General features: G+C 67.8%; 25 protein-coding genes. 4 read left to right on the top strand and 21 right to left on the bottom strand.

Annotated elements, in window-relative coordinates; all coding sequences use genetic code 11:
* Positions 1–8 precede the first annotated feature (8 nt).
* The 3 genes from mce to CFREN_RS04920 all read left to right on the top strand — a co-directional run bounded on the left by mce (position 9) and on the right by CFREN_RS04920 (position 2,329).
* On the top strand, positions 9–461 hold the full coding sequence (gene mce / locus CFREN_RS04930; RefSeq protein ID WP_209653442.1) for a methylmalonyl-CoA epimerase: 453 nt from the start codon (positions 9–11) through the stop codon (positions 459–461).
* 119 nt (positions 462–580) lie between these two features.
* Positions 581–1,216 carry an SNARE-associated domain-containing protein gene (locus CFREN_RS04925; protein ID WP_070522889.1) on the top strand — a complete coding sequence of 212 codons (636 nt, stop codon included), beginning with the start codon at positions 581–583 and terminating at the stop codon, positions 1,214–1,216.
* 54 nt (positions 1,217–1,270) lie between these two features.
* On the top strand, positions 1,271–2,329 hold the full coding sequence (locus CFREN_RS04920; RefSeq protein ID WP_209654716.1) for an LLM class flavin-dependent oxidoreductase: 1,059 nt from the start codon (positions 1,271–1,273) through the stop codon (positions 2,327–2,329).
* 176 nt (positions 2,330–2,505) lie between these two features.
* Here CFREN_RS04920 and CFREN_RS04915 read toward each other — a convergent pair whose 3' ends face one another.
* The 19 genes from CFREN_RS04915 to rho all read right to left on the bottom strand — a co-directional run bounded on the left by CFREN_RS04915 (position 2,506) and on the right by rho (position 22,103).
* The gene (locus CFREN_RS04915) at positions 2,506–3,483 is read right to left on the bottom strand and encodes a PDDEXK family nuclease (protein ID WP_070522797.1); all 978 of its coding nucleotides are present in this window, start codon (positions 3,481–3,483) and stop codon (positions 2,506–2,508) included.
* A 214-nt stretch (positions 3,484–3,697) separates the two neighbouring features.
* Entirely contained in the window at positions 3,698–5,818 is a 2,121-nt protein-coding gene (locus CFREN_RS04910; RefSeq protein WP_209653446.1) for a glucose PTS transporter subunit IIA, read from the bottom strand.
* 225 nt (positions 5,819–6,043) lie between these two features.
* Positions 6,044–6,376: an Rv1322 family protein gene (locus CFREN_RS04905; RefSeq protein WP_209653448.1), complete on the bottom strand. Its 333-nt coding sequence runs from the start codon at positions 6,374–6,376 to the stop codon at positions 6,044–6,046.
* 112 nt (positions 6,377–6,488) lie between these two features.
* Positions 6,489–7,181: an endonuclease NucS gene (gene nucS, locus CFREN_RS04900; RefSeq protein WP_209653450.1), complete on the bottom strand. Its 693-nt coding sequence runs from the start codon at positions 7,179–7,181 to the stop codon at positions 6,489–6,491.
* 67 nt (positions 7,182–7,248) lie between these two features.
* Positions 7,249–7,770: a DUF2550 domain-containing protein gene (locus tag CFREN_RS04895; protein ID WP_246580182.1), complete on the bottom strand. Its 522-nt coding sequence runs from the start codon at positions 7,768–7,770 to the stop codon at positions 7,249–7,251.
* Between the two features lie 171 nt (positions 7,771–7,941).
* Positions 7,942–8,316 carry a F0F1 ATP synthase subunit epsilon gene (locus tag CFREN_RS04890; protein WP_035123379.1) on the bottom strand — a complete coding sequence of 125 codons (375 nt, stop codon included), beginning with the start codon at positions 8,314–8,316 and terminating at the stop codon, positions 7,942–7,944.
* Between the two features lie 12 nt (positions 8,317–8,328).
* Positions 8,329–9,768: a F0F1 ATP synthase subunit beta gene (gene atpD, locus CFREN_RS04885; protein ID WP_070522788.1), complete on the bottom strand. Its 1,440-nt coding sequence runs from the start codon at positions 9,766–9,768 to the stop codon at positions 8,329–8,331.
* A gap of 2 nt (positions 9,769–9,770) precedes the next feature.
* Positions 9,771–10,751 (bottom strand): F0F1 ATP synthase subunit gamma, encoded by a 981-nt coding sequence (locus CFREN_RS04880; protein ID WP_035123375.1) that lies wholly within the window; start codon positions 10,749–10,751, stop codon positions 9,771–9,773.
* Positions 10,752–10,803: 52 nt separating this feature from the next.
* Positions 10,804–12,447: a F0F1 ATP synthase subunit alpha gene (gene atpA / locus CFREN_RS04875; protein ID WP_070522780.1), complete on the bottom strand. Its 1,644-nt coding sequence runs from the start codon at positions 12,445–12,447 to the stop codon at positions 10,804–10,806.
* 55 nt (positions 12,448–12,502) lie between these two features.
* The gene (locus CFREN_RS04870) at positions 12,503–13,321 is read right to left on the bottom strand and encodes a F0F1 ATP synthase subunit delta (protein WP_209653452.1); all 819 of its coding nucleotides are present in this window, start codon (positions 13,319–13,321) and stop codon (positions 12,503–12,505) included.
* Positions 13,322–13,326: 5 nt separating this feature from the next.
* On the bottom strand, positions 13,327–13,893 hold the full coding sequence (locus CFREN_RS04865; RefSeq protein WP_035123370.1) for a F0F1 ATP synthase subunit B: 567 nt from the start codon (positions 13,891–13,893) through the stop codon (positions 13,327–13,329).
* A gap of 34 nt (positions 13,894–13,927) precedes the next feature.
* Positions 13,928–14,179, bottom strand: a complete 252-nt coding sequence (locus CFREN_RS04860; protein WP_046651169.1) for an ATP synthase F0 subunit C — start codon at positions 14,177–14,179, stop codon at positions 13,928–13,930.
* Between the two features lie 121 nt (positions 14,180–14,300).
* Positions 14,301–15,119, bottom strand: coding sequence for a F0F1 ATP synthase subunit A (gene atpB, locus CFREN_RS04855; RefSeq protein ID WP_209654718.1), 819 nt, complete (start codon positions 15,117–15,119; stop codon positions 14,301–14,303).
* Positions 15,120–15,520: 401 nt separating this feature from the next.
* Positions 15,521–15,910: a Cg1360 family ATP-synthase-associated protein gene (locus tag CFREN_RS04850; protein ID WP_070522879.1), complete on the bottom strand. Its 390-nt coding sequence runs from the start codon at positions 15,908–15,910 to the stop codon at positions 15,521–15,523.
* A gap of 94 nt (positions 15,911–16,004) precedes the next feature.
* Positions 16,005–17,207 carry an MraY family glycosyltransferase gene (locus CFREN_RS04845; protein ID WP_070522770.1) on the bottom strand — a complete coding sequence of 401 codons (1,203 nt, stop codon included), beginning with the start codon at positions 17,205–17,207 and terminating at the stop codon, positions 16,005–16,007.
* A gap of 13 nt (positions 17,208–17,220) precedes the next feature.
* Entirely contained in the window at positions 17,221–17,886 is a 666-nt protein-coding gene (locus CFREN_RS04840) for an L-threonylcarbamoyladenylate synthase (RefSeq protein ID WP_070522768.1), read from the bottom strand.
* Complete coding sequence (gene prmC / locus CFREN_RS04835) at positions 17,883–18,947, bottom strand: peptide chain release factor N(5)-glutamine methyltransferase (protein ID WP_224371684.1); 1,065 nt, start codon at positions 18,945–18,947, stop codon at positions 17,883–17,885. The genes CFREN_RS04840 and prmC overlap by 4 nt, the downstream gene beginning before the upstream one ends.
* Before the next feature lie 3 nt (positions 18,948–18,950).
* A complete protein-coding gene (gene prfA, locus CFREN_RS04830) occupies positions 18,951–20,024 on the bottom strand; it encodes a peptide chain release factor 1 (RefSeq protein WP_035123366.1) in 1,074 nt (357 codons plus the stop codon).
* A 90-nt stretch (positions 20,025–20,114) separates the two neighbouring features.
* Positions 20,115–22,103: a transcription termination factor Rho gene (gene rho, locus CFREN_RS04825; protein WP_246580181.1), complete on the bottom strand. Its 1,989-nt coding sequence runs from the start codon at positions 22,101–22,103 to the stop codon at positions 20,115–20,117.
* Between the two features lie 398 nt (positions 22,104–22,501).
* On the opposite strand from rho, the gene CFREN_RS04820 reads away from it, so the two are divergent.
* The gene (locus CFREN_RS04820; protein ID WP_209653456.1) at positions 22,502–24,220 is read left to right on the top strand and encodes a long-chain fatty-acid--CoA ligase; all 1,719 of its coding nucleotides are present in this window, start codon (positions 22,502–22,504) and stop codon (positions 24,218–24,220) included.
* A gap of 94 nt (positions 24,221–24,314) precedes the next feature.
* On the opposite strand, the gene thrB is transcribed toward CFREN_RS04820, so the two are convergent.
* Together thrB and CFREN_RS04810 are read right to left on the bottom strand one after the other, a co-directional pair.
* The gene (gene thrB, locus CFREN_RS04815; RefSeq protein ID WP_035123363.1) at positions 24,315–25,241 is read right to left on the bottom strand and encodes a homoserine kinase; all 927 of its coding nucleotides are present in this window, start codon (positions 25,239–25,241) and stop codon (positions 24,315–24,317) included.
* Positions 25,242–25,243: 2 nt separating this feature from the next.
* Positions 25,244–26,587 (bottom strand): homoserine dehydrogenase, encoded by a 1,344-nt coding sequence (locus CFREN_RS04810; RefSeq protein WP_070522749.1) that lies wholly within the window; start codon positions 26,585–26,587, stop codon positions 25,244–25,246.
* Positions 26,588–26,617 lie beyond the last annotated feature (30 nt).

Below are 26,617 nucleotides of genomic sequence, written 5' to 3'. Positions count from 1 at the left end.
TGGAAGGCATGAGCGAGAACAACGTCACCGTCCCCCACCACTTCGTCACCCACGTCGACCACGTCGGCATCGCCGTGCCCGACTTCGACGCCGCCGTCGAGTGGTACCGCGCGAACATGGGCTTCGTGAACTACCACGAAGAGGTCAACGAGGAGCAGGGCGTCCGCGAGGCCATGCTCGGGCCGGCCGAGAAGGTCGAGGGCGTCACCCTGGTCCAGATCCTCGCCCCGCTCAACGACGAGTCGACCATCGCGAAGTACCTGGACAAGAAGGGCCCCGGCATCCAGCAGTACGCCCTGCGCGTCACCGACATGGACGCCCTGATGGCGCACCTGAAGGAGCAGGGCACCCGCGTGCTCTACGAGGTGCCGAAGAAGGGCACCGCCGGTTCCCGCATCAACTTCGTCCACCCGAAGGACGCGGGCGGCGTGCTGCTCGAGCTGGTCGAGCCCGCCAAGTAGGTGCAGGGTCCGGCGGATCCGGGGGCTGGTCTACTCTCACTGTCGTGACCGAACAGCGAAACGACCGGCGCCACCACGCCTCCGGAGGTGGCGGGGACGAGCCCGAGCTCCCCGACTTCATGAAGAACCCGGAGCCGATGGACAAGCTCCTGTTCGTCCTCCTCATGGCCATGGGCGTCTACTCCATGGCCATGTTGGCGCTGCGGGCGTGGCTGCTGTCGCATCCTCTGGCGTATTCGCTGCTCATCGGCGGCTACACCAGCGCCACCGTGTCCGGCGCGAATGCGTCGGTCGGCAACGGCGACTGGTGGTTCTACCTCGCGGCGTCGCTGGTGGGCGCGTTGAAGTTCGTGCCCGTCTATTGGCTGATGGGCAAGCGGTGGGGCATGGAGTTCATCGACATGTCGCTGCAGTACATGCCGCGGGCGCGCACGTTCTTCACCAAGGCGCTGACCAAGGAAAGCGGCAAGACCACGGCAGTCATCCTGGGGCTCGTGCCGTTGGGTTATTGCCCGGGGCCGGTGCCGGGCACCGTGCTCAACGCCATCGCCGGGCTGCTGAAGGTCGGACTCGGCGTCGTGATGGCCATCAACGCGCTCAGCGTCCTGGCGGTCAACGGTCTGTTCATGTGGTTGGGCCACACCTTCGGCGATCAGGTGCTCGAGGTGATCAACGTGGTCAACCGCTATCTTCTGTGGTTCACGATCGGCCTGCTGGTGCTGGTCGTCGTCAAGGCGCGCAAGAAGAAAATCTAGCCGGCCCGTGCGGCTTCGGGAATAGCGCCCGCCCCCCGCTTTGTTGACATGGACATGAAATCTTTCGGGTTCCTGTCATTCGGCCACTACGGAAGCCCCGGCTCCGGCCACGACGCCGCGGACATGCTCACCCAGGCAGTCGAGCTGTCCGTCGCCGCCGACGAGATCGGCGTCAACGGCGCGTACTTCCGCGTCCATCACTTCGCCCGTCAGGCGGCGTCGCCCATGCCGCTGCTGTCGGCCATCGCCGCACGGACGAAGCACATCGAGGTCGGCACCGGCGTGATCGACATGCGGTACGAAAACCCGCTGTACCTCGCGGAAGAGGCCGGCGCCCTGGATCTGCTCTCCGGCGGACGCGTGGCGCTCGGCGTATCCCGGGGATCGCCGGAACCCGCCCTGCGCGGCTGGGAGGCCTTCGGCTACGACGGCTCCACCGACCCGCGCGGCGCGGACATCGCCCGCGAAAAGTTCGATCTGTTCCTGCGGGCCGTGCGCGGCGAGCGCCTGGCCACCGCCGACCCCGCCCAGTTCGGGCCAAACCAGTACCTGCGGGTCGAGCCGCACTCCCCCGGTCTCGCCTCGCGGATCTGGTGGGGCGCGGGTTCCCGGGACACGGCCGAATGGGCGGCGCGGCAGGGCGTGAACCTCATGAGCTCCACCCTGCTCACCGAGGCCACCGGCGACTCGTTCGCGTCGCTGCAGGCCGAGCAGATCGCCCGTTACCGCGCCGCGTGGGCGGAGGCCGGCCACGAGTGGACGCCGCGGGTGTCGGTGAGCCGCAGCGTTTTCCCGATCATGACCGACGTCGACCGTCAGCTGTTCATCCGCGAGGCCCAGGGCCGCGACCAGATCGGCGTCATCGACGGTTTCCGGTCGACGTTCGGCAAGAGCTACGCTGGCGAACCCGATCAGCTCGTGGAGGCGCTCCTGGCCGACGAAGCCGTCATGAGCGCCGACACGCTGATGCTGACCATCCCCTCGCAGCTCGGCGTGGACTACAACCTGCACCTGTTGTCGGCCTTCGCCGAGCACGTCGCGCCCGAGCTCGGTTGGAGGCCGGGCTCCGAGGGCCCGACGACCGGTTACCCGACGGACGAGATTCCCGGGTAGCAGGGCGCCGTTCCCGCGAAGCTGCGCCCCCGTCCCGTTAACCCACCTCCAATGACTTAACCCACCAGTTGTATCGGGTGGGTTAAGGCATTCGAGGTGGGTTAGTTCGTGCGCCAGGCGCGCACCGCCTGCACACCGCCTTCGCTCCCGTGTCGCTCCGCCTCCTCGCGTTCTCCTCACCGCCGCGACATCGACGCCACATCGGCGAGGCGGTGCTGGCCGGTGAAGTCGGATCCTTGGGCACGGCGCTGCCGGTACGCGTCGAGCAGGACGGGCACGCACCGCCCGGACAACACGTCAGCCCACCCAAGGCGCATGACGCGCAATCCGGCGTGCAGCAGAAGGTCCTGCCTCTCGAGCTGCTTTCGGGCCACCTGCACGGGATCCCCATACTCGCCGGAGGTCTTCACCAGACCGTCGAATTCGATGACCAGGCCCAGCTCGGGCCAGAAGAAGTCGACCACGGCGAGCGAGTTCCCATGCCGGTCGAATACCGCCACCTGCTGCAGCGGCTGTGGCAGCCCGGCTCGGTCGATGCACCAGCGCACGAGTGATTCACCCGCTGATTGGCTGCGATTCGAGGCCAACGCTAGCACCCGCCGCGCGGACCCGATTCCGCGCCGCCTGCCCATGGCCCGCAGTTCCGCGGCCAGGGCTGCGGCATCGGCGCTCCCCTTCCACAGCACGGATTCGACGACCACCAATCCGGCCTTGATCCCGTGCAGGAGGCACGTTTCCAGCGCCGTCCGGGCCGGTGACGTCACGCGGACGCCCCGTGAAATGCACGGGGTCCCGATCCCCGTCACCGCGTGCCGCGCTACCGAGCGTCCCGCCCGGCGATCCTTCGACCCGATGGCGAGCACGTCCACGCGTCCGTCGTCCGGGATGATGAACGCGAACCCCATGATGGCGGCGGCCGCCGGGCCGGTGACTATCGCCGCGCGGTTGGTCAGCCCGATGGCCATGGCGAGCAGCATGAAGGTCTCGTGGCGGGCCCTGGCCTCCACGGTCGCGTATACGCCTCTCGTGATTCGTTCGATCCGCCCGTCCCTCAGCGCCGCCTGCAGCAGCCGCGGTCCGGACTCCCCCTGCATCGAGCTCAGCATCAATCCGGTCTCCGCATGCGTGACCAGTGATTCCCGCTCCCCCGTCATCGAGTTTCGCCCCTTTTCGTCAGTTGCCTCGCCACCGGGCAGTCGACCTGGTGGTCGCCGCCGGTGGTCTCCTCGATGACTTAGACGCGGTTCGCGGTGGATCGGTTCCATGAAATCGACCAACCCCCCCTCGAATGGCGTAACCCACCCGCTATTGCGGGTGGGTTACGTCATTCGAGGTGGGATAGCGGGGCTCTACGCCCAGGGCGTCAGGTCAGGCCTCCGGCTTCGGCGGCTTGGGGGTTGCCTCGAGCAGGGCGTCGCCGATTGCGATGGGCCCCTGCTTTGCGACGACGTCGACCCCCGCGAATTTCCTGTGGTTGGTCACCAGCACCGGGGTGATCGGCGAGTAGCCGGCGGCGACGATGGCGTCGCGGTCGAAGCGCACCAGCGGCGTGCCGGCGGTGACGCGGTCGCCCTTGGCCACGAGGAATTTGAAGCCTTCGCCGTCCATGTTCACGGTGTCGACGCCGATGTGGACGAGGACCTGCAGGCCGTTGTCGAGCTTGAGGCCGACGGCGTGGCCGGTCGGGAAGGTGACCATGACCTTGCCGTCGGCGGGTGCGACCACGACGTCGCCGTCGGGATCGATGGCCGCGCCCTTGCCCACCTTGCCGGCGGCGAACGCGGCATCGGGCACCTCGGACAGCGGCAGCAGCGTGCCGCTCATGGGGGCGGCGATGGCGAGGTCGACGGCGGCGTCCGCGTCGACGTCCTTCACCGCAACGGCGGTCGCGGCGCCCGCACCCGCGGCCCCGGCCCCTGCGGCGGAAACGTCGGCGTCGTCACGCGAAGACGCGGCGTCCGCAGACTCCGGCACAGGCGCGTTCGCGGCCTCCTCCACCTCCGCCATCGCGGCGGCGCGCTCCCGGGCGATGCGCTCGTGGGCCTCGGCCTTCTCGTCCGCCGACCGGTAGTCGAAGAACACCACCAGCAGCAGCGACGTGAAGAACGCCGCGGCGATGCCGATGACGTAGCCGCCCAGCGGATCGAAGGCGCCGACGGTGAGCACCGACGTGAACACGAACGCCTTCGCCTTGACGTTGAACAGGCCCATGACCACGCCGCCGACGAAACAGCCGGGCAGCAGCCGCAGGTACGTCTTCTTGAAGCGCAGCACCACGCCGTACAGGCTCGGCTCGGAAATGCCGCCGAGCAGGCCGGCGAACATGCCGCCCGAGGACACCTGGCGCATGGAGGCGTCCTTTTCCCGCATGGCGACGATCATCACGCCGGTGACCAGGCCGAAGCACGCGAAGTTCCACGCGCCCATGGGGCCCTGGATGAAGTCGTAGCCCAGCGTCGCGATGTTCTGGATCATGATCGCGTTGAGCGGCCAGTGCAGTCCCAGCGGGACCATGAACGGGTAGATCAGCGGCACGACGATGGCCAGGATGAACGGAGAAAACTCGTTGATGGCGAGCAGCATGTTGGAGATGCCGTTGCCCAGGCCGATGCCGAACGGGCCGACGACGAACGCGGTGACCGGAATCATGATCAGCAGCGAGAAGAACGGCACGAACACCATCTGGATGGCGCCGGGGATGATCTTCTTCAGGCCCTTCTCCACGAAGTACAGCACCACCGCGGCGAACAGCGGCGGGAAGACCTGCCCGGCGTAGTCGTTGAGGACCATCGGCAGCCCGAAGACGGTGACGGTGTCGCCCTGGTCGCCGAGGGCGATGAACTCCGGCGTGAGCATGGCCGCGGGGATCGCGGCGCCGACCCATTCGTTCGCGCCAAGCTTCCGCGCCGCCGTCGCGCCGACCATGATCGGCAGGAAGTAGAACACCGACCGCCACATGGCGTGCAGGAATTGCCACGTCGGCGGCAGGGTCTCGCCGTCGGCGGGGCTGAAGTCCTGGATTCCGAGCGTGTCGGCCAGCACCAGCAGGGTGATGATCAGCGACGCGCCGAGCAGCGCCCACAGCACCGGCCGGAACGTGTCGGACAGGAACTCGAAGCAGTAGTCGACCCAGCCGAACTTGCCGCGGACGCCGTCGTACTCCTTCTTCCCGTCGGCACCGGTCTTGGGGCCGCGCGACGTGGTCTTCGTGCCTTCTTCCCTCTCCGCGTCGCCCATGCCGGGCTGCCGCATGAGGGCCTGGTGGTAGTTGCCCACGTCGCCGCCCATGATGACCTGCAGCCCGGTGGATCCCTGGGGCACGACGCCGAGGACCTCGTCATCGGCGTCGATGGCCTCCTGGTCCGCCTTGGACAGGTCTCGGAGGTGGAAGCGCAGGCGGGTGGCGCAGTGGGTCACGGAGGTGATGTTGTCCGGCCCACCGACTTTGTCGAGGATGAATGCTGCCGTGGACTCGACCGATCCGGCCATGGTGTCCCTTTCGTCGGCCGCGGCGGCCGTCGGGCGAACCGCGGGTGCTGCCGGAAGCGCGTGGCCGTTCGGGGCCGCGTTCCCGCTGCACACCGCGGGTCGTGCGGTCATGTCCGAGCCGTGGCCCGTTTCCGGAACTGTCTTGATTCAGACTACTCCCGGCCGTGACCGAACGGAATACCCCGCATTCCCGACGATGTCCGTTTCCGTCCGTTCGGGGGGTGCCTAGCCCCAGCGTCGCGTGATGCCCCGGTCGGCGCGCTTGCCCCAGCAGTTGCGGTGCCAATGCCGACGGTCGTCGGCGCGTCCCCCGTAATCGGCCGGCCACGCCACGATGTGCGCCACGCCCGGCGGAATCTCCTGGTCGCAGCCCGGGCACCGGTACCACTTCGTGGCCTGCCCGGAGGCGACGTCGCGCACGTTGAAGTCCTCCCCCGCGAGCCTGCCCGGCCCGGATTCGGTGCGCGTGGTCTGGAAGGCGCCGAGGCTCGGCAGCGGGCGGTGTGCGCCGCCTTTGCTTTGCGACGGCCCGCGCCTGCGCTTCTTGCCCCGTCCCACGTTCCTGCCCTCCGTTTCCTGCGCCGGGTTCGCCCGGCCCGGTGGGCCGAGTCGGCGTGCCCGGTCGTTGCGACGTCGCTGGAACAGTCGCCGTTGAAAGAGACGCTACCCGCTAGAAAAGCCGCAATTCGTTGGATTCGGTGCCGCGCAGGGCGTCGTAGTCGACCACGACGCACCGGATGCCGCGGTCTTCGGCCAGCGTGCGCGCCTGCGGCTTGATCTCCTGGGCGGCGAAGACTCCGGCGACCGGGGCGAGCATCTCGTCGCGGTTGAGCATGTCCAGGTACCGCGTCAACTGCTCCACGCCGTCGATGTTGCCGCGGCGCTTGACCTCCACCGCCACCGTCGCCCCGTCCGCGTCACGGCCCAGCAGGTCCACCGGGCCGATCGCCGTCGGGTACTCCCGGCGGATCAGCGTCCAGCCCTCGCCGAAGGTGGTGAAATGCTCCGCGAGCAACTCCTGCAGGTGTGTCTCCACGCCATCCTTGACCAAGCCCGGGTCTTCGCCGAGCTCGTGGGAGTCGTCGGAAAGCACCTCGGAAATGGTGATGCGCAACTGCTCCCCCTTGGAGTTCTCCACGACCCACAACAACTCGCCCGTGTCTTCTCCGGACTCGTCGAGAATCGGCTGCTCGGACAGCGAACACGGCGGGGTCATCCAGTTCAGGGGCTTGTAGGCCCGATCGTCGGCGTGAATGGACACCGATCCGTCGGCCTTGACCATGAGCAGGCGCGGGGCCTCCGGAAGATGGGCGGTGAGCCGACCGACGTAGTCGACCGTGCAGCGGGCGATGACGAGACGCATGCCCCACACCCTAACGGTCGGCGTTCCGCCCGTGATTCACGGCCCCGGGAGACGGAAAGCGCGCGCGTTACCGGCCCTGGCGCCGGGCGCGGCCCCGAACGCGGCGGAAACGCTCTTCGATGTTCGTCGGCAGGGTGCGGGTCTGACGCGCGGACGGCGAGGATTCCACCCACGCCACCAGCGCCGTGTCACCCGAATCGTCGACGGCCAGCTCCCACTCCCCCTGGCCGGCCACCGCCAGCGCGACGACGTGGAGCCCTGAATCGAAAAAACCCGCCTCGACGTCGGTCGGCTCTCTGCGCGAGAGGATCTCGACATCGTTGCGGGGAAAGGAAAGATCGGCACCCGGACGAAGCGAACGAAGCTTGTACACCAGCGCGGTGCCCTCGTTGTACGTCATCACCCCATGGCGCCACGCGGCGCCGTCCTGGGCGGGAATCGGGCGGATGATCACCGGCGTGCCCTTGGAGCGCAACTTGGTGAACCGCCACATCGCCAGCGCTCCCCCGAGCAGCAGGACGAAGGCCACGACCACCACGAAGACGTTCAGGGCGTCCACACCGACCTCGATTCGCTCGACTCCGTCCACCGCGCAGGGAATCCGCGGCCCCGGAAGAACACGGGAATTAAGGAAATCTTAATGGAAGCTGGGCCCAGGGTAAAACGAAAAAGGGGGCGTCGGCCCCACACTCTCGTGTGGTTCCGGCGCCCCCCTCTCGCTGATGCGGGTGGAGAACCTGGTCGTGCGACCGGTTACCGCCTAGGCGGCACCCGAAGCGCGGCGCGTGGCGCGCAGCTCGGACTGTGCCCGAGCCTTGACGTCCGGGTCGTCCGACTGGAGGCGGGACTCGGCGTCGGAGACGTCGACCTCGTCGGCCCAAACCGCCTTGTCGGCGAGGACGGTGATCTTCTTCGTGGACACGGAGAGGAACCCGCCCTGGACGGCGGCGACCAGAACCTGGCCGTCGTCGGTCCGGATGGTCACCGTGCCGTTTTCGACCAGCTGGCCGAGGAACGGCTGGTGGCCGGGCAGCACGCCGATCTCACCCTCGGTGGTCTCGGCCGTCACGGAAGTGGCCTTGCCCTCCCAGAGCTTGCGCTCGACGGCGACCAGTTCGGTGGCGATGTCAGCCATGTGGAACGCCCCTTACTTCTTCTGCATCTCGGCGTACTTCTTCTCGACGTCGTCGAGGCCGCCCAGGCCGTCGAAGGCCATCTCCGGGTAGTTGTCGAAATCGCCCTTGCAGATGCGGTCGAAGGCCACGATGGTGTCCTTCAGCGGCACGTAGGAGCCCGGCAGGCCGGTGAACTTCTCCGCGACGAAGAAGTTCTGGCCCAGGAATCGCTGGATGCGGCGGGCACGCTGGACGGTGATCTTGTCCTCTTCGGACAGCTCGTCCATGCCCAGGATCGCGATGATGTCCTGGAGCTCCTTGTTCTTCTGCAGGATGTTGATGACCTGCTGCGCCACGCGGTAGTGCTCCTCGCCGACGATGGACGGCTCGAGGATGCGAGACGTCGAGGTCAGCGGGTTCACGGCCGGGTAAATGCCCTTCGACGCGATGGAGCGGTCGAGCTCCGTGGTGGCGTCGAGGTGGGCGAAGGTGGTCGCCGGAGCCGGGTCGGTGTAGTCGTCGGCGGGCACGTAGACGGCCTGCAGAGACGTAATCGAACGGCCCTTGGTCGACGTAATGCGGTCCTGGAGGACGCCCATCTCGTCGGCCAGCGTCGGCTGGTAACCCACGGCCGAAGGCATGCGGCCCAGCAGGGTCGACACCTCGGAACCGGCCTGCGTGAAGCGGAAGATGTTGTCGATGAAGAGCAGCACGTCCTGGTGCTGCACGTCACGGAAGTACTCCGCCATGGTCAGGCCCGACAGCGCGACGCGCATACGGACTCCCGGCGGCTCGTCCATCTGGCCGAAGACGAGGGCCGTATCCTGCAGCACGCCCATCTCCTCCATCTCGAGGAAGAGGTCCGTGCCCTCACGGGTGCGCTCACCGACGCCGGCGAACACCGACGTACCGGAGAACTCACGCGCGATACGGGTGATCATCTCCTGGATCAGAACGGTCTTGCCGACGCCGGCGCCACCGAACAGGCCGATCTTGCCGCCCTTGACGTACGGGGTCAGCAGGTCGATGACCTTGATGCCCGTCTCCAGGATCTCGGTCTTGCCCTCGAGCTGGTCGAAGGCCGGCGGCTCGCGGTGGATGCCCCACTGCTCGCCGTCGCGACCCAGGCCCGGCTCATCCAGGCAGTCGCCCATGGCGTTGAAGACGTGGCCCTTGACGACGTCGCCGACGGGAACCGAAATCGGCTTGCCCGTGTCGGTGACCTCGGCGCCGCGGACCAGACCGTCGGTCGGGGCCATGGCGATGGTGCGCACCAGGTTGTCGCCCAGGTGCTGCGCCGTCTCGAGGACGATCGTCTTGGCGACCGACGGAAGGGTCACTTCCACGGTCAGCGCGTTGTACAGTGCCGGGAGCTCGTTACGCGGGAACTCCACGTCGACGACGGCACCGATGACACGCACGATGCGGCCAGTGGCCGTCGCGGTGTTCTGCTCATTGAGAGCTGTGCTCATATCTAGTCACTTTCTCCGCTGTCGTCGAGCGCACCGGCGCCACCGACGATCTCTGTGATTTCCTGGGTAATCTGCGCCTGACGGGCCTGGTTGGCCACGCGCGAGAGGTCCTTGACCAGCTCGGTCGCGTTGTCGGTCGCGGACTTCATGGCGTTGCGTCGCGCCGCGGACTCGGAGGCGGCGGCCTCGAGCATCACGGCGAACAGGCTCCTGGACACGTACTGCGGAAGCAGCTCGGCCAGCAGCGTGTCGGCGTCCGGCTCGAACTCGTAGTCCGGGTGCAGCTCGCCGGCACCGTCGGAAAGCATGTCCTCGCCCAGCTCGATCTCCTCGGTCTCGATGACCGGCTCGATGGGCAGCATCTGGTGCGCCCGCGGGGTCTGGGACAGCATCGACACGAATTCCGTGTACACGACGTGGACCTGGTCGAAGCCCTGGACGCCCTGGCCTTCGGCGACGCGAAGTCCCTCGCGGTACTTCGCCTCACCGTCGGAGGACGCCACGAAACCGTCGATCAGGTGACGACGGACGTCGTGGGTCAGGTCGTAATCCGGATCCTGGGAGAAGCCCTCCCAGCTGCCGGCGATCGGCATCTCGCGGAAATCGTAGTAGTCGATGCCCTTGCGCCCGGTGACGTAGGTGACGGTCTCGTAACCCTCTTCCTTCAGCGACGCGCGGAGTTCCGCGGCCTTCTTCAGGACGTTGTGGTTGTAACCGCCGCACATGCCGCGATCGGACGTCACCACGAGAATCGCGGCACGGCTCGCGCCTTCGCGCTCATGCAGCATCGGGTGATCAAGCGAGGAAGCCGAGGCGAGGCGGCCGATGACGCGCTCGATCTCGTCGGCGTAGGGCTGGGAGTCGGCGACGCGTCGCTGCGCCTTGGTGATGCGCGACGTCGCGATCAGCTCCTGTGCCTTGGTGATCTTCTTGGTCGAGTTCACAGACTTGATTCGGTCGCGAAGCTCACGAAGATTCGCCATGTTCTAACGCCTCCCTTCTTTTTCGATAACGGTCATTGCAAACACGCCCCGACTACTTCGCGGCGGACTTGCGGGAGACCGAGATCTGCTCCTTGGTCTTCTCGCCCTCGGCGAGGGGCTCCGCCGGAGCCTCCTTCACGACGGGCGCGCCATCGGAAGTCTGGAAGCCCTTCTTGAAGTTGGCGACGGCGCTCTTCAGAGCCGACTTCGACTCGTCGGAGAACGGCGTGCCACCCTCGATCTGCTGGAACACGGCGTCGTTGTTGGAGTACAGGTACTCCATCAGCTCGGACTCGAAGCGGCGAACGTCCTCGACCGGGACGTCGTCGAACTCGCCCTCGCCGGCCAGGTAGATGGAGACCATCTGGTACTCCACCGCCTGCGGCTCGTTCTCCTTCTGCTTGAGCAGCTCGACCAGACGCTGGCCGCGCTCGAGCTGACGCTTCGAAGCGTCGTCGAGGTCGGACGCGAACATCGCGAACGCCTCGAGGTCGCGGTAGGACGCGAGGTCCAGACGCAGGTTGCCGGAGACCTTCTTCATGCCCTTGGTCTGGGCCGCACCGCCGACTCGGGAAACCGAGACGCCGACGTTGATGGCCGGGCGGACGCCCTGGTTGAACAGGTCAGACTCCAGGAAGACCTGACCGTCGGTGATCGAAATCACGTTGGTCGGAATGAAGGCGGAGACGTCGTTGGCCTTGGTCTCGATGATCGGCAGGGCGGTCAGCGAACCGGCGCCCATGTCGTCGGACAGCTTCGCCGCACGCTCCAACAGACGGGAGTGCAGGTAGAAGACATCACCCGGGTACGCCTCGCGTCCCGGCGGACGACGCAGCAGCAGGGAGATGGCACGGTAGGCCTCGGCCTGCTTGGTCAGGTCATCGTAAATGACCAGGACGTGCTTGCCCTGGTACATCCAGTGCTGGCCCAGGGCGGCACCCGCGAAGGGGGCCAGCCACTTGAAGCCGGCGGCATCGGAGGCCGGGGCGGCCACGATGGTGGTGTACTCGAGGGCGCCGTGCTCCTCGAGGGTCTTGCGCACGCCGGCGATGGTCGAGCCCTTCTGGCCGATCGCGACGTAGATGCAGCGCACCTGCTTCGTCGGATCGCCGGACTCCCAGTTCGCCTTCTGGTTGAGGATGGTGTCCAGGCAGACCGCGGTCTTGCCGGTCTTGCGGTCACCAATGATCAGCTGTCGCTGACCACGACCGATCGGGGTCATCGCGTCGATGGCCTTGATGCCGGTGGCCATCGGCTCCTCGACCGGCTGACGCTGCAGCACGGACGGGGCCTGGAGCTCCAGGACGCGGTCCTCTTCGGCCTCGATGTCGCCCAGGCCGTCGATCGGCTGGCCCAGGGGGTTGATAACGCGGCCGAGGAAATTGTCCCCGACCGGGATGGACAGGACATCGCCCGTCCGCTTGACCTCGTCGCCCTCGGCGAGCGACTCGAAGTTGCCCAGGACCACGACGCCGACCTTGTCGGTGTCGAGGTTCTGTGCGACGCCGATGACGCCGCCCGGGAACTCGAGAAGCTCGTTGGTCATGACCGACGGCATACCCGCAACCTGCGCAATGCCATCAGCAGCACTGATGACCACGCCGACCTCCTCCCGGGAGGCCTCCGGGGAGTAGCTCGAGGTGTAATTCGCAATCGCGCTACGGATCTCGTCGGAGGAGATCGTCAGCTCCGCCATGTTCTTCCTGCTCTCGGTAAATTCTACTTCCAGTGAAATTTCGTCAAACCATCCGTCAGCCGAGGCCGACGCGCAGCTTCTCGAGCTTCGTCGAAAGGCTGCCGTCGATGACCTCATCGCCGACCCGGATGACCAGTCCACCGAGGATCGACGGATCGATCTCGGTGTGGATGGACATCTCTTCGCCGTAAAGCCGGCCGAGCTTGTCCGCCAGCGCACGCTGCTGCTCCGGGGAGATAGCGGTTGCACTGGTCACACGGGCGACGGTGCGATTCCGGAGGCCGGCGGCAAGCCGGGACAGGGAGTCGATGTCGTCCGCGGGGCGCTTCTCGGGGCGCCCGACGGCCTGCAGCGCCAACGCCTCGGTCACCGAGGTGACCTTGCCGTACAGCACGGAGGCCAGAAGACCCCGCTTCGCCTCGGGGGTCGCTGCCTTGTCGGCCAGCAGCTGCTCGAGCTGCGGCTCGTTGACGAGGATGCTGCCCAAACGGAACAGCTCGTCCTCGACCGTTTCCAGCTGGCCCTGGCCCTCGGCGGAGCGCAGCAGGGCGCGACGGCCCAGCTCCACCAGGCCCGCGCGGAACTCGCGCGAGTTCGACCAGGTCTGCGTGGCGGCGTCGGTGATGACCTTGAGGGTCGTCTCGGACACCTTTCCAGCGAACAGGCTCCGGATGATTCCGGAGCGCTGCTCCGCCGTAACCGACTGGTCGGCGACGGCGACACGCAGGCCGCGGTCGGAGTCGAGGGTTTCGACGACGTCGAAAAGCTCGGAGCCGGTCTGGGCCGCGTTCGCGACGGAGACGGTGGCACCGCCGACGGCGGCGTCCAGCTCCGTGCGGAGGTGCGCCAAAGATTCGCGGCTAGCTGCGTGCATGTCGCCTACTTTCCGGCCGTGGCCACGGTGTCAAGGTTGCTGAGGAAGCTGTCGATCGTGCCCGACTTCTTGACGTCGTCGGACAGCTGCTCGCCGAGCAGACGCTCCGCGAGGTTGATCGAGTTCTGCCCCATCTCCTTGCGAAGCTCGGCGACGACCTGCTCACGCTGGGCCGCCAGCTGCTTCTCACCGGACTCGATGATTCGTGCGCTCTCGTCGTTGGCCTTCGAGGTCGCCTCGGCGATGATCTTCTGACCCTGGACTCGGGCCTCATCGCGAATCTTGGCGGCTTCGGTGCGGGCCTCGGCGAGCTGGCTGTTGTACTTCTCGAGAGCGGCCTTGGCCTCGGCCTGCGCGGCCTCGGCACGCTCGATGCCGCCCTCAATCCGGTCCTCCCGCTCGGTCAGGACCTCCTGGAACTTCGGAAGCACGAGCTTCCAAAACAGCACCAGGATGACAATGAGCGGGACAATGGACCAGACGATGTCATAGTTCTTGGGCAGCAGGGGGTTGATCTGCTCCTCCAGAGGAAGAGCCTCCCCCGCAGCCAGGTAGGTAATGAAATCCGTCATGGTTCAGTGTTCTCCGCTTAGTTGAGGTCCGGACTTAGAAAACGAAGCCGGCGACCAGGCCGATGAGGGCGAGCGCCTCGGTGAAGGCGATGCCCAGGAACATGGTGGTGCGGAGCTGGCCGGCCATCTCGGGCTGGCGAGCCATGCCCTCGACGGTCTTGCCGGCGACGATGCCGATGCCCAGGCCCGGGCCCAGGGTCGACAGGCCGTAGCCGATGGTCTTCAGGCCGGCGTTGGTGTCGACGGCGGCGACAGTGTCCTGGGCGGAGAGGATGACGTCGTTCATTATGAACCGTTCCCTTTCTGAGGATTCCCGGGCTCGTGAGTCGTAGTGGATGCCCGGGCGAGGTCAAATGGGTCGTGCTATGAAGTTGGGCCCGATGCCGGGTGACCCGGCGGCGGGCTTGCTAGTGCTCGTCTGCGTGCAGCGACAGTTCGATGTACACGGCGCTCAGCAGGGCGAAGATGTACGCCTGCAGGAAGATCACCAGAAGCTCGAACAGCGTGAACAGGATCGAGGCGATGAGGGTCAAGCCGGACAGGGCCGTCCAGCCGTTCAGCTGCCAGAAGAAGAAGTTCGTGGCTCCGAACAGAAGAACGAGGACCATGTGGCCGGCCAGCATGTTGGCCATCAGACGGATGGTCAGCGTGGCCGGGCGCAGAACGAAGGTGGAGAAGATCTCGATGGGCACCACGATGAGGTGGAGCGCCGGCGGCAAGTTCGGGATGACGACCGAAGACTTCACGTACTTGAAGAAGCCGTACTTCTTCGAGCCCGCGTAGATGAAGGCGACATACGCGAACAGCGCGAGAATCAGCGGCATGCCGATTCGCGCGTTGGGCGAGATGTTGAGGCCGGGAATGACGGCCGCAACGTTCATCGAGATGACCAGGAAGAAGATGGTGGCCAGCACCGGCAGGAACCGGCGGCCCTCCTTCTTGCCCAGAATTTCCTCCGCGATGTGGATGCGGACGAAGTCCAGCATCATCTCGGCGACATTCTGCAGTCCAGTCGGCACCAGCTTCGGCCGCCGGAAGGCGACCACGAAGAAGATGGCGACGAGAACGGCCATGAGCAGACGAACGAACATCAGGCGGTCCATGGCGTACCAGTCGCCGGCACCTCCGATGATGAAGTGGTCGTACAGCTCACCCGGGAAGTACTCCTCCTGCAAGTTGGGTGAGTGAAACTCACCCTTCGTGGCGGCAAGTGTTGAAACGCTCAGCGTTCTCTCCCGTGATTGGGCCGCATGAACTGGGTCAAGCGGTGCGAAGGACGTCGTTTAACGTGGAGCGCCGGCGATTCCATTCGCACATCTGCACGGCGTACACGGGGTGGCAGCCGAAGCCGACCCCGTATTTCTACGGCCGCCGACCTGCGCCCCCGTCTGCGGGAAACCCGAAACGGGGGCAAGCCGTCTTACCCATCGCTCAGGATAACAGTTCCGGCACGTTTTTCACATTGGGCACACCCCCGGGCATTCGACCCCGTAAAGCGGGAAAACGGCGCTCGATCCTGTGGGATTGCACCGTTTTCGGGTGAAAGCGGAAATGATCGGGGGTGATGACCGGCGATGACGTGCCATCAAACGGAAACCATCGTCCGCACGTTCGAGTCGAGCCCTCGTCAGCCTCCGGTCACGTACGTGAGATTCGACTGAGACATCCCCCACACTTCCGCGCCGAGCGTCACGATGAGGGCGAGCACCACGGTGACGAAGAACGCCATCGTGTCGTAGAAGGTCATGTCCTTGATGACGAGCAGGATGAGGATCAGCACGACGATCTTCGCAAGCCATCCGAACATGACCACGGCTCCGGTCATCGCCGGGGTCGACCGCGCGGTGACGAGCACCGACACGACGGTCAGCAGAACGAAACCGCCGCCGATGGCCGCGCCGAGGACCACTCCCCACACGCCCGGCATGCCGTCCTTGCCTCCCCACACGAGCAGGGAGATGACGGTGAGGACGCCCAGCGCGATGAGGCCGGAACGGGCGGCCGCCAGCAGCGGGATGCGCGGATCGTCGTACTTCGACGTCGGCGCCGTAGCGGCGGCGTCGGCAGCATCCGAGGGGCCACCGGCCGTGCCTTCGGTCAGGCGGTCGTCGTCATTGATGGGAGTGTCTTCGCTCACGGGGGGACATGGTACCCGCTCCCCCGCGGCGCCAGATAGGCACCATCGTCAACGCCACGGCGAGCACCAGCAGGAAGCCGAAGGCCACGGCCACGAAGGGCGCGGGGAACACGGTGGTGCCCACGGCGCCGAACGCGACGACGGACACCCACATGTAGAGCACCAGCACGACCCTGCGGTGGCTGTGACCCATTTCCAGCAGGCGGTGGTGCAGGTGCATCTTGTCGGGCGCGAAGGGCGACTGTCCCCGGCGGGTGCGGCGGATGATCGCCAACAGCAGGTCGAGCATGGGCACGCTCAGCGCGGCGACGACGACGATGATCGGCGACATGAGGGCCAGCGCATCGGCGGTGCCGTACATCGACGGCGAGATGCGCCCCGACGCCGACACCGACGCGCCGGCGAGCATCAGGCCGATGAGCATTGCGCCGGAGTCGCCCATGAAGATCCGCGCCGGCTCGAAGTTGTGCGGCAGAAAACCGATGCACGCGCCGAGCAGGCAGGCGGAGATCATCGCGGGCGGGTAGGCGGACACGGTGCCGCCCTGGTCGTGGAGCATGACCATCGAGTAGACGAGCAGCGAACCGGAGGCGATCATGCCCAGCCCGGAGGCGAGTCCGTCGATGCCGTCGACGAAGTTGATGGCGTTGATCAGTGCGACGGTGAACAGCACCGTCACCAACGTCGACGACACCGGGTCGAGGATGAGCGTCGTGCCGCCGCCGAATGGGATGTACAGGAGGTACCACGTCACGCCCATCAGGGACATGACGACGGCGGCGAGCACCTGTCCGGCGAATTTGGTCAGGGCGTCGAGGTCGAACAGGTCGTCGAGGATGCCCACGAGCAGCAGGATCGTCGCTGCGGCGACCATGGCGTACATGTCCGGCGTCATCGGCGGAAATCCCCTGTTCAGGGCGGGTAGCTCGCTGGCCACCCAAATGGCGACGATGATGCCGCTGTACATGGCCACCCCGCCCAGGCGCGGTTTGGGGATGTCGTGGACGTCGCGTTCGCGCGGCATGTCCAGGTGCCCGCTGCGCACCACCAGGTAGCGGACGACTCCGGTGAGCAGGTAGCTCACCGACGCCGAGACGAGGACGAGCAGCGCCAGTTCCCGGAGGGGCACGCCGGCCCCGGCTCCGGAGGCGGCGAGCAGCGCGACGTCGTTGCCCATGGTGGTCGGCCGATCAGGCGCCCGCGGGCCGTCGCAAAGCGGCGGGGTCCTTGCCCAGGACCTCCCCGATCTGCTCCGCAGTGACGGCGCCCTCGCGGAGGATGCGCGGCTCCATGCCGGACAGGTCGACGATGGTCGACGGCTTGCCGATGGTCGCGCGCCCGCCGTCGAGGTACACCGCGGCCTCGGCGCCGAGCTGCTGCTTGGCGCGCACCGCGGTCAGCGCCGGCTCCTGGCCGGAAATGTTCGCGCTGGACACGGCCATCGGACCGGTGCGGCGCAGCAGTTCGATGGCGATGGGGTGCAGCGGCATGCGCAGCATCACCGTGCCGCGGGTGTCGCCGAGGTTCCACGGCAGGCTGGGCGCCTGATTGACCACGAGGGACAGCCCGCCGGGCCAGAACGCCTCGACGAGCGCGCGACCGGCGGCGGTGTGCTCGCGGACGAGTCCGTCGACGGTGGTCCACGAGCCGACGAGCACCGGCACCGGCATGTCGGGGCCGCGGTGCTTGGCCCGGAGCAGGGACGCGACGGCGGCGTTGTTGAATGCGTCGCAGCCGAGTCCGTAGACGGTGTCGGTGGGCAGCACGACCAGACGGCCTGCCTGCACCGCGTCGACGGCGGCCTTCAGGCCGTTCTCGCGGCCTTCGTCGGTGGAGCAGTCGTGGATGATGCTCATGTCGCCTGGTCTGTCCCTTCGTTCGTGTCTCGGGTGGAGTCATTTTGGGTGGCGCCGTCTCCGGTGGCGCCGCGTCGCGCGCAGCGGTGCCCGCCGCCGCAACGGTACGCGGTGGTGAACCGGTCCCGCCCGGCGAGGTCGCGGTGAACCTCGATGTCGCGGCAAAATCCGGTTCCGGCGAGCAGTTCGGATACGTCGGCGCCGGAGTCGTCGTCGTGTTCGATGGCGACGGCGCCGCCGGGTGCGAGCAGCTCGCGCACGATGTTCAGCATAGGCCGGATGACGTCGAGTCCGTCGTCTCCCCCGAACACGGCGTGATGGGGGTCGTGGCGCACTTCGGCGTCGACGTAGGTGGCCAGCGGCACGTACGGCGGGTTGGAGACGACGAGGTCGACGCGGCCGCGCAGGTCGGCCAGCGGGGCGTCGGCGCCGTCGACGAGGCCGGGGTCGGTGACGTCGCCGGCGATGATGCGCACCGCACCGGTTCGCGGCGTGGCCTCCCCCGCCCACAGTTCGCGGCAGGAGTCGAGGTTGCGCCGCGCCCATTCGGCTGCAACCGGGTCGAGTTCCACGCCGGTCACCGATGCCGCGGGCACCCGGTCGGCGATGGCCAACGCGAGCGCACCGGATCCGGTGCACAAGTCGACCACGACGGGCCCGTTCCCGGCCGGTGCTCCTGCTTTACGACGATGCGGGTCGTCGTCAAGCCCAACATCCCCGAGCGCCGTGATGCACCACTCGGCGAGGAGTTCGGTCTCCGGGCGCGGCACGAACACGCCGGGCCCCACGGCCAATTCCAACCGGCCCATCGGCGCCGTGCCCAGGATGTGCTGCAACGGCTCCCGGGCGGCGCGGCGGACCACCAGCGCCGGCAACTCGGCGACGAGGGGATCATCCGCCGCCACCGGATCACGGCGCGACAGGATGAGGTCGGTGCGCGACCGGCCGCTGACGTGCATCATCAGCTGTTCGGCATCTGCCTGCGGCGACGCGCAACCGGCGTCGGCCAGCGCGGCCGCGACCTCCGAAAGAATCGACCCGACGGTCGACGGAGCCGACACCGACTACTCGGCTTCCAGGCGCTCCTGGCGCTCGGCGTCGTGGAGGGCCTTGAGCAGATCCTCCATGTCGCCGCCGAGAACCGCGTCCAGATTGTGGGCCTTGTAGCCGATGCGGTGATCGGACACGCGGTTTTCCGGGAAATTGTACGTGCGCACGCGCTCCGACCGGTCCATCGTGCGGACCTGCGACTTGCGGGCGTCCGAGGCGTTGGCCGCGGCCTCCTCCTCGGCCATCTGCTGCAGTCGCGCGGCCAGCACCTGCATGGCGCGGGCCTTGTTCTGGATCTGCGAACGCTCCTTCTGGCACGTGACCACCAGGCCGGTCGGCAGGTGCGTCAGGCGCACCGCCGAGTCGGTGGTGTTGACGCCCTGGCCGCCCTTGCCGGAGGAACGGTAGACGTCGACGCGCAGATCCTTGTCGTCGATCTGCACGTCCTCGATCTCGTCGGGCTCCGGGTAGACCAGCACGCCGGCGGCGGAAGTCTGGATGCGGCCCTGCGACTCGGTGACCGGAACACGCTGGACGCGGTGGACGCCGCCCTCGAACTTGAACACGCTCCACGCGCCGTCGCGCGACGGATTCTTCGCGCGGATGGACATGGTCATGTCCTTCACGCCGCCCAGATCCGACTCCGACAGGCCGAGGATCTCCGTGGAGAAACCGTGCTTCTCGGCGTAACGCTGGTACATGCGCGCCAGCTCGCCGGCGAACAGCGCGGCCTCCTCGCCGCCGGCGCCGGACTTGATCTCCATGACGATGTCATCGGAATCGTGCGGATCGCGCGGAGCCAGCAGGTCGGCGAGCTTCTCCTCGAGCTCCTCCTCCTCCACCTCCAGGCGCTTGGCCTCGGCGGCGAACTCGGAGTCCTCGGCCGCCATCTCGCGGGCCGCCTCCATGTCGTCGCGGACCTGCGTCAGCTTGGCGTGGGTCTGGATGATCGGCTGCAGCTCGTTGAAGCGCTTGCCCACCCGGCGCGCCTGCTTCGGGTCGTTGTGCAGCTCGGGGTCGGCCAGCTGCGCCTCGAGCCCGTGGTATTCGGACAGGATGTCGTCTACTGCGGAAACCTGATTGGCCATGGGATGTTCCTCGTCGTCGAAATGGAAGTGGATTGACTGCGCCGCGTGGCCCCGCCGACGGCAAGCGCCGGGAAGGGGGTCCGACCTCGGCTACAGCATCTCGTCCACGTCCACGTCGGCGGCCATCGGCGCCGAAGTCGCCACCTGCATGAGGAACTCGCGGTTGTTCTTCGTCTTCTTCAGCTGCTTGATCAGCAGGTCGATCGCGGCCTGCGGGTCCAGCGCGGACAGGATGCGACGCAGCTTGTGCATGATGCGGGCCTCCTCCGGGGCCAGCAGCAGCTCATCCTTGCGGGTGCCCGACGGGTTGACGTCGACCGCCGGGAACACGCGGCGCTCGGAGATCTTGCGGTCCAGCTTCAACTCGGCGTTGCCCGTGCCCTTGAACTCCTCGAAGATCACGGTGTCGCCGGCGGAACCGGTCTCCACCATCGCGGTGGCGATGATCGTCAGCGACCCGCCGCCCTCGATGTTGCGCGCGGCGCCGAGGAAACGCTTCGGCGGGTAGAGCGCATTCGAGTCTACGCCGCCGGACAGGATGCGGCCCGACGCCGGCGAGGAGTTGTTGTAGGCCCGGCCCAGGCGGGTGATGGAGTCGAGCAGGACGACGACGTCCTGGCCCTGCTCCACCAGTCGCTTGGCGCGCTCGATGGCCAGCTCCGCGACCGTGGTGTGGTCCGACGGGGGACGGTCGAAGGTGGAGGCGATGACTTCGCCGCGCACGGAACGCTGCATGTCCGTGACTTCCTCCGGACGCTCGTCGACGAGGACGACCATCATGTAGCACTCGGGGTTGTTCGTGGCGATCGCGTTGGCGATGTTCTGCAGGATCGTCGTCTTGCCGGCCTTGGGCGGGGAGACGATGAGGGCGCGCTGGCCCTTGCCGATCGGCATGATCAGATCGATGACGCGGGTGGTCAGGATCTTCTGCTCGGTCTCCAGGCGCAGGCGCTGGTTCGGGTACAGCGGGGTCAGCTTGCCGAACTCCGGACGGTTCTTCGCCTCATCCGGGGTCTGTCCGTTGACGGTGTCGACCTGCACCAGCGGGTTGTACTTGCGCTTGTTGCGGCCTGAACCGTGGGTGACCTGTCCGCCGCCGCCTTCGCGGGGCATGCGGACCTGACCGGTGATGGCGTCGCCCTTGCGCAGGCCGTACTTGCGCACGAGCTGCTGGGAAACGTGGACGTCGTTGGCGCCCGGCAGGTAGCCGGAGGTGCGGACGAACGCCGAGTTGTTGTCCATCACGTCGACGATGCCGGCGACGGGCTGCAGGACGTCGCCCTCGCGCACGCCGTCGCCGCCGCCCTGGTTGTCCCGGCCCTTGCGGTCCCGACGATTGCGGCGGTTGCGGCGGTTGCCGCGCCCCTCGTTGTCGTCGTTGCGGTTCCGGTTGCGGTTGCGGCCGCCCTGGTTGTCGCCGCCGCCGTGGTTGTCGCGGTTGTCGCCGCCGCCGCTGTTCTGGTTGTTCCCGCCGTGGTTGTCGCCACCGCCGTTGTTGTTCTGACCGCCCTGGTTGTCGCGGTTTTCCTGGTTGCGCTGGCGGGCACGCTCGCGGCGGGCGCGACGGGACTGCGACCGCGACGGGTACTCGTTCTGACCGTCGTTGCCGCCACGGTTGTCGTCGTTGCCGCCCTTGCGGTCGTTCTTGTCGTTCTTGCCGTTCTTGTCGCCCCGATTGTCGTCGGTGCCGCCGTTGCGGTCGCCGCCATCGTTGCCGCGGTCGTTCTTGCCGCCCCGGTTGTCGTCGCGGTCGTTCTTCTCGTCGCCGCGGTCATTCTTGTCGTTGCCGCGGTCATCGGCGGCGGACGAGTCGTCGTCACGCCCGGCGGAGCCGGAATCCTCGCCGCGCGACCCGGCGGAACCCTTGCCCGCGTCCTCGCCCGAATCCTTCGCCGGCTTCTTCGCCGCAGGGGCCCGGCCCTCCCCCGCCCCCTGAATCGCGGCGATGAGCTCATGCTTGCGCATCGCCGAAATGCCGCGGATGCCCTTGCCGGAAGCGATGGCGCGAAGCTCCGCCATGCGCAGTGCCGTCAGATTCTCCTGGCCCTGGTTGGCGCCGGTGGTGTCCGTATCGGTCACGGAAATCCTTTCGTGTGTTTCCCTCGACTCATCGTCCGCACCATCGATCCGGTGCGGCCCGAAGCGGGGGCCGGGACTGCGCGGCCCCGATCTACCCGGCCGCATCCGGCGGCCGATCCCGTCGCGCGGGTGTCGTGGGGTGCCGACGCCGCGGAGATCATTGCGCCCCCAAATCGAATCCCCGGGGGCGATCGCTGCCGATCGCGGAACCTGAAGTCAACCCCCGCCACCCGGCACACGCGGGCGGCGTCGCGAAAAAGCGATGGAAACGGGGTGGCGGAGAGGTCCGACGGTCTACGTCGCGGCGTCCTGGCCCCCAAGAGTAATCGCCGCCGTCGCCGCGGGGCAACCGGGGCGGGGGCGGCGTGTCGACGCAACCTTCGGGCTACCCTGTACCCATGCGCAGCACGATGCAGGAAATCCCGCTTTCGGTGGCGAGGATCCTCGAGTACGGCCGCACGATCCACGCCAACACGACGGTGACGTCGTGGCACGACGGCGGCCCCGAAACCACCACCTTCGCCGCCATCGCGTCGCGCGCCTCCGCCCTGGCCCACGCGCTGCGCGACGAGCTGGGCATCGACGGCGACCAGCGCGTGGGCACCCTGATGTACAACTGCGCCGAGCATCTCGAGGTGTTCCTCGGGGTGGCGTCGATGGGCGCGGTGTTCCAGCCGCTCAACCAGCAGCTGATGGACGACCAGATCGTGCACATCATCAACCACGCGCACGACGAGGTCATCGTCTGCGACCCGCGCCTGACCGGGGAGCTGGGCCGCATGCTGCCGGAGTGCCCGGGCGTGCGGGCGGTGATCATCACCGGCACCGAGGGCCTGGAGGAGGCGGCGTCGCGCCTGCCGGAGGGGCTGCCCTGGTACTCCTACGAGGCGCTTCTCGACGGCCGCCCGTCCACCTTCGACTGGCCGGAATTGGACGAGACCCTCGGCGCGGCCATGTGCTACTCCACCGGCACGGAAGGCGCGCCGAAGGGCGTCATCTACTCGCATCGTTCCCTGTACCTGCACAGCCTCAACGTGCGCACCACCGACTCGCTGGCCATCTCGCACGGCACCCCGTGGCTGTGCTGCGTGCCCATCTATCACGTGCTGAGCTGGGGCGTGCCCCTGGCGAGCTTCGCCTGCGGCGCCCCGATGGTGTTTCCGGGGGCGGATCTGTCGGCGCCGAGGCTGGCGGAGATCATCGCCACCTCTCTGCCGCGCGTCGCGCAGGGCGTGCCCACGCTGTGGATTTCGCTGATGGTCCACTACCTGAACAACCCGCCGGAGCGCATGAGCCTGCAGGACATCTTCGTCGGCGGCTCCCCCGCACCGCCGGCGCTGATCCGCATGTGGGAGGAGCGCTACGGCGTCGACGTCATCCACCTGTGGGGCATGACGGAGACGTCGCCGGTGGGCACGGTCGCCCGACCCCCGTCGGGCGCGTCCGGCGAGGCCCGCGAGCGCTACCGCGTCAGCCAGGGCCGCTTCCCCGACATCATGGATTTCCGCATCGTCGACGAGGACGGCCGCGTGCTGGATCTCCACGACCGCAACCAGGGCGAGCTGCAGGTGCGGGGCAACACCGTCACCGGCTCGTACTACCACTCCCCGGAAGAGGAGGACGGCGGCGACGCCCACGTCTTCCGCGGCGACGAGGTCGACACCGCCCGGTCGCGGTTCACCGCCGACGGGTGGCTGCGCACCGGCGACGTCGGGTCGATCACCCGCAATGGCTACCTCACGGTGCAGGACCGCGCGAAGGACGTCATCCGCTCCGGCGGCGAGTGGATCTACTCGGTGCAGCTGGAGAACCTGGTCATGGAGTCGCGGGAGGTCGTCGAGTGCGCCGTCATCGGCGTGCCCGACGACAAATGGGGCGAGCGCCCGCTGGCCGTCACGGTCCTCTACCCGGATGTGCCCGCCGACCGCGATCAGGCGGAGAAGCTTCGCGACGAGCTGCGCCCGAAGCTGCCGAAGTGGATGCTGCCGGACTACTGGGCGTTCGTCGATCACATCGACAAGACGTCGGTGGACAAGTTCGACAAGAAGGACCTGCGCGCGCATTTGGCGGCGGGCGAACTCGACGTCATCAAGCTGAAGGGCCCGGGCGAGAAGTAGCCCGGGCCCGGCGGGCCGTACGGTTTTTGCGTGACGACGGCCCGCGTCGACGCCCCGAACCCGGGGCGTCTTTTTGCTGCGGCTGCGGTGAGTCCTAGCTTTCCACCTCGACCTGGACCGGTCCGGCGACGGTCAGCTCCATGACCTTGATGCCGGCTTCGCGGGCCTCGTCGAGCACCTTGGCGGGGATTTCCTCGGTGGACAGGACCAGGCAGGTCGGGCCGGCGCCCGACAGGAACGCGGCGTATCCGCGGTTGCGCAGGCGGTTGACCCATTCGGCGGTCACCGGCAGCACCTCGGCGCGGTACGTCTGGTGCAGGCGATCGCGGGTGCCCTCCCACAGCAGTTCCGGGTGGCTGGTCAGCGCGGTGACCATGACGGCCACGCGGGAGACGTTGAAGCGGGCGTCGATGTGGCTGACGTCGGACGGCAGCACCTGGCGCACGGCGTTGGTCGAGGCGTGGAACGACGGCACCAGCGCGGTGGCGCGGATGTCCGGGTGCACGTCGAGGCCGACGGCCCGGTACTGCGGGGCGGTGCGGCCGTCGACGGGCTTGTCGGTCCAGCTGACCACCGCCCCGCCGAGCACGGACGCGGCGGCGTTGTCGGGGTGGCCCTCGAAGACGGACGCCTCCTGGATCACCTGATCCTCCGACAGCGGAAATCCGCACAGGCCGTTGGCGGCGGCGACGCCGGCGACGGCGGCCGCGGCCGACGAACCCAGGCCACGCGACTGCGGGATCGTGTTGTGGCACACCACGCGCAGGCCCGGGGCCTCCATGCCCGCGGCGCGCAGACCCGAGCGGATGGCGCGGACCACCAGGTGCGATTCGTTGGTCGGCAGCTCCTCGGCGCCTTCGCCGTAGATCTCCACCTCGACGCCGGCCTCGATGACCTCGACCTCGACGGTGTCGTAGATGGACAGAGCCAGACCCAGGGTGTCGAACCCGGGACCGAGGTTCGCGGACGAACCCGGCACCGTCACCCGGACCTTCTGGCCCGGCAGCAGTTCCTGGGCCATGGCTAGATGTCCATTCCCTCGATGCGGATGACGGAGTTGACCTCCAGGACGGCGTCGAGGTTCCGCAGGGCCTCGACCGTGGCCTCCAGCTCGCGCTCCTTGGCGCGGTGGGTGATGATCACCAGCCGCGCCCCCGGGTTGGCGCCCTCCTGGCGGACGGTGCGCAGCGAAATGCCGTGGTCGGCGAAGGTCTGGGCGACCTCGGCGAGCACGCCGAGGCGGTCGTCGACGTGGAGGTCGATGTGGTAGCGGGTGCGCACGTCTCCGAAATCCAGGATGGGAAGGTTGGCGTAGGTCGAGTCGCCCGGGGCGCGGCCGCCGTGGACGATGTTGCGGGCGGCGGCGACGACGTCGCCGAGCACGGCCGAGGCGGTCGGATTTCCGCCGGCGCCGTTGCCGTACAGCATCAGGTTGCCGGCGGCCTCGGCGACGATGAACACGGCGTTGAAGGACTCGCGGACGGTGGCCAGCGGGTGGCGGCGCGGGATCAGCGCCGGGTAGACGCGGGCGGAGATGCCCTCGTTGCCGTCCTCGTCCTTGACTCGCTCGCAGGTGGCCAGCAGCTTGATGGTGCAGTCGGCGGCCTTGGCGGCGGCGATGTCGTCGGCGGTGATGCCGGAGATGCCCTCGCAGTGCACGTCGTCGGCGGTGACGCGGGTGTGGAACGCCAGGGAGGACAGGATCGCGGCCTTGGAGGCGGCGTCGTGGCCCTCGACGTCGGCGGTCGGGTCGGCTTCGGCGTAGCCCAGGCGGGTGGCCTCGGCGAGCATCTCGTCGTAGTCGGCGCCGGTGGAGTCCATGGCGTCGAGGATGAAGTTGGTGGTGCCGTTGACGATGCCGACGACCTTGTTGACCGTGTCGCCGGCCAGCGAGCGACGCAGCGGGCCGACGATCGGGATCGCGGCGGCGACTGCGGCCTCGAAGAACAGGTCGGCGCCGGAGGAATCGGCGGCCTCGGACAGCTCGGCGCCGTGGGCGGCGACGAGCGCCTTGTTGGCGGTGACCACGGACTTGCCGGCGCGCAGGGCGGCGAGCACAACGCGGCGCGGGTAATCGATGCCGCCGATGACCTCGACGACCAGGTCGACGTCGTCGCGCTCGACGAGAGAGAAGGCGTCGTCGGTGATCAGCTCGGGATCGATGCCGGGGCGCGGCTTGGACTTGTCGCGGACCGCGACGCCCTTGACCTCGATGGGGCCGCCGATGCGGCGCTCGAAATCCTCGGCCTTCTCGCCCAGCAGGCGCAGCACCTCGGTGCCGACGGTGCCGAGGCCGAGAATGGCCACGCCGACGGACTCGCCCGCGCCCTTGCCGGGGTTGAAGGTGGCCTCGTTGTTCGTGCTCATTGCTCTCCCGTTGTGTTCGTCTGTGTACGT

The organism is Corynebacterium freneyi (assembly GCF_030408835.1).
GTDB classification, from domain to species: Bacteria; Actinomycetota; Actinomycetes; order Mycobacteriales; family Mycobacteriaceae; genus Corynebacterium; species Corynebacterium freneyi.
Note: the sequence above shows the minus strand (reverse complement) of the source record. Positions and strands in the feature narration are given on the sequence as shown.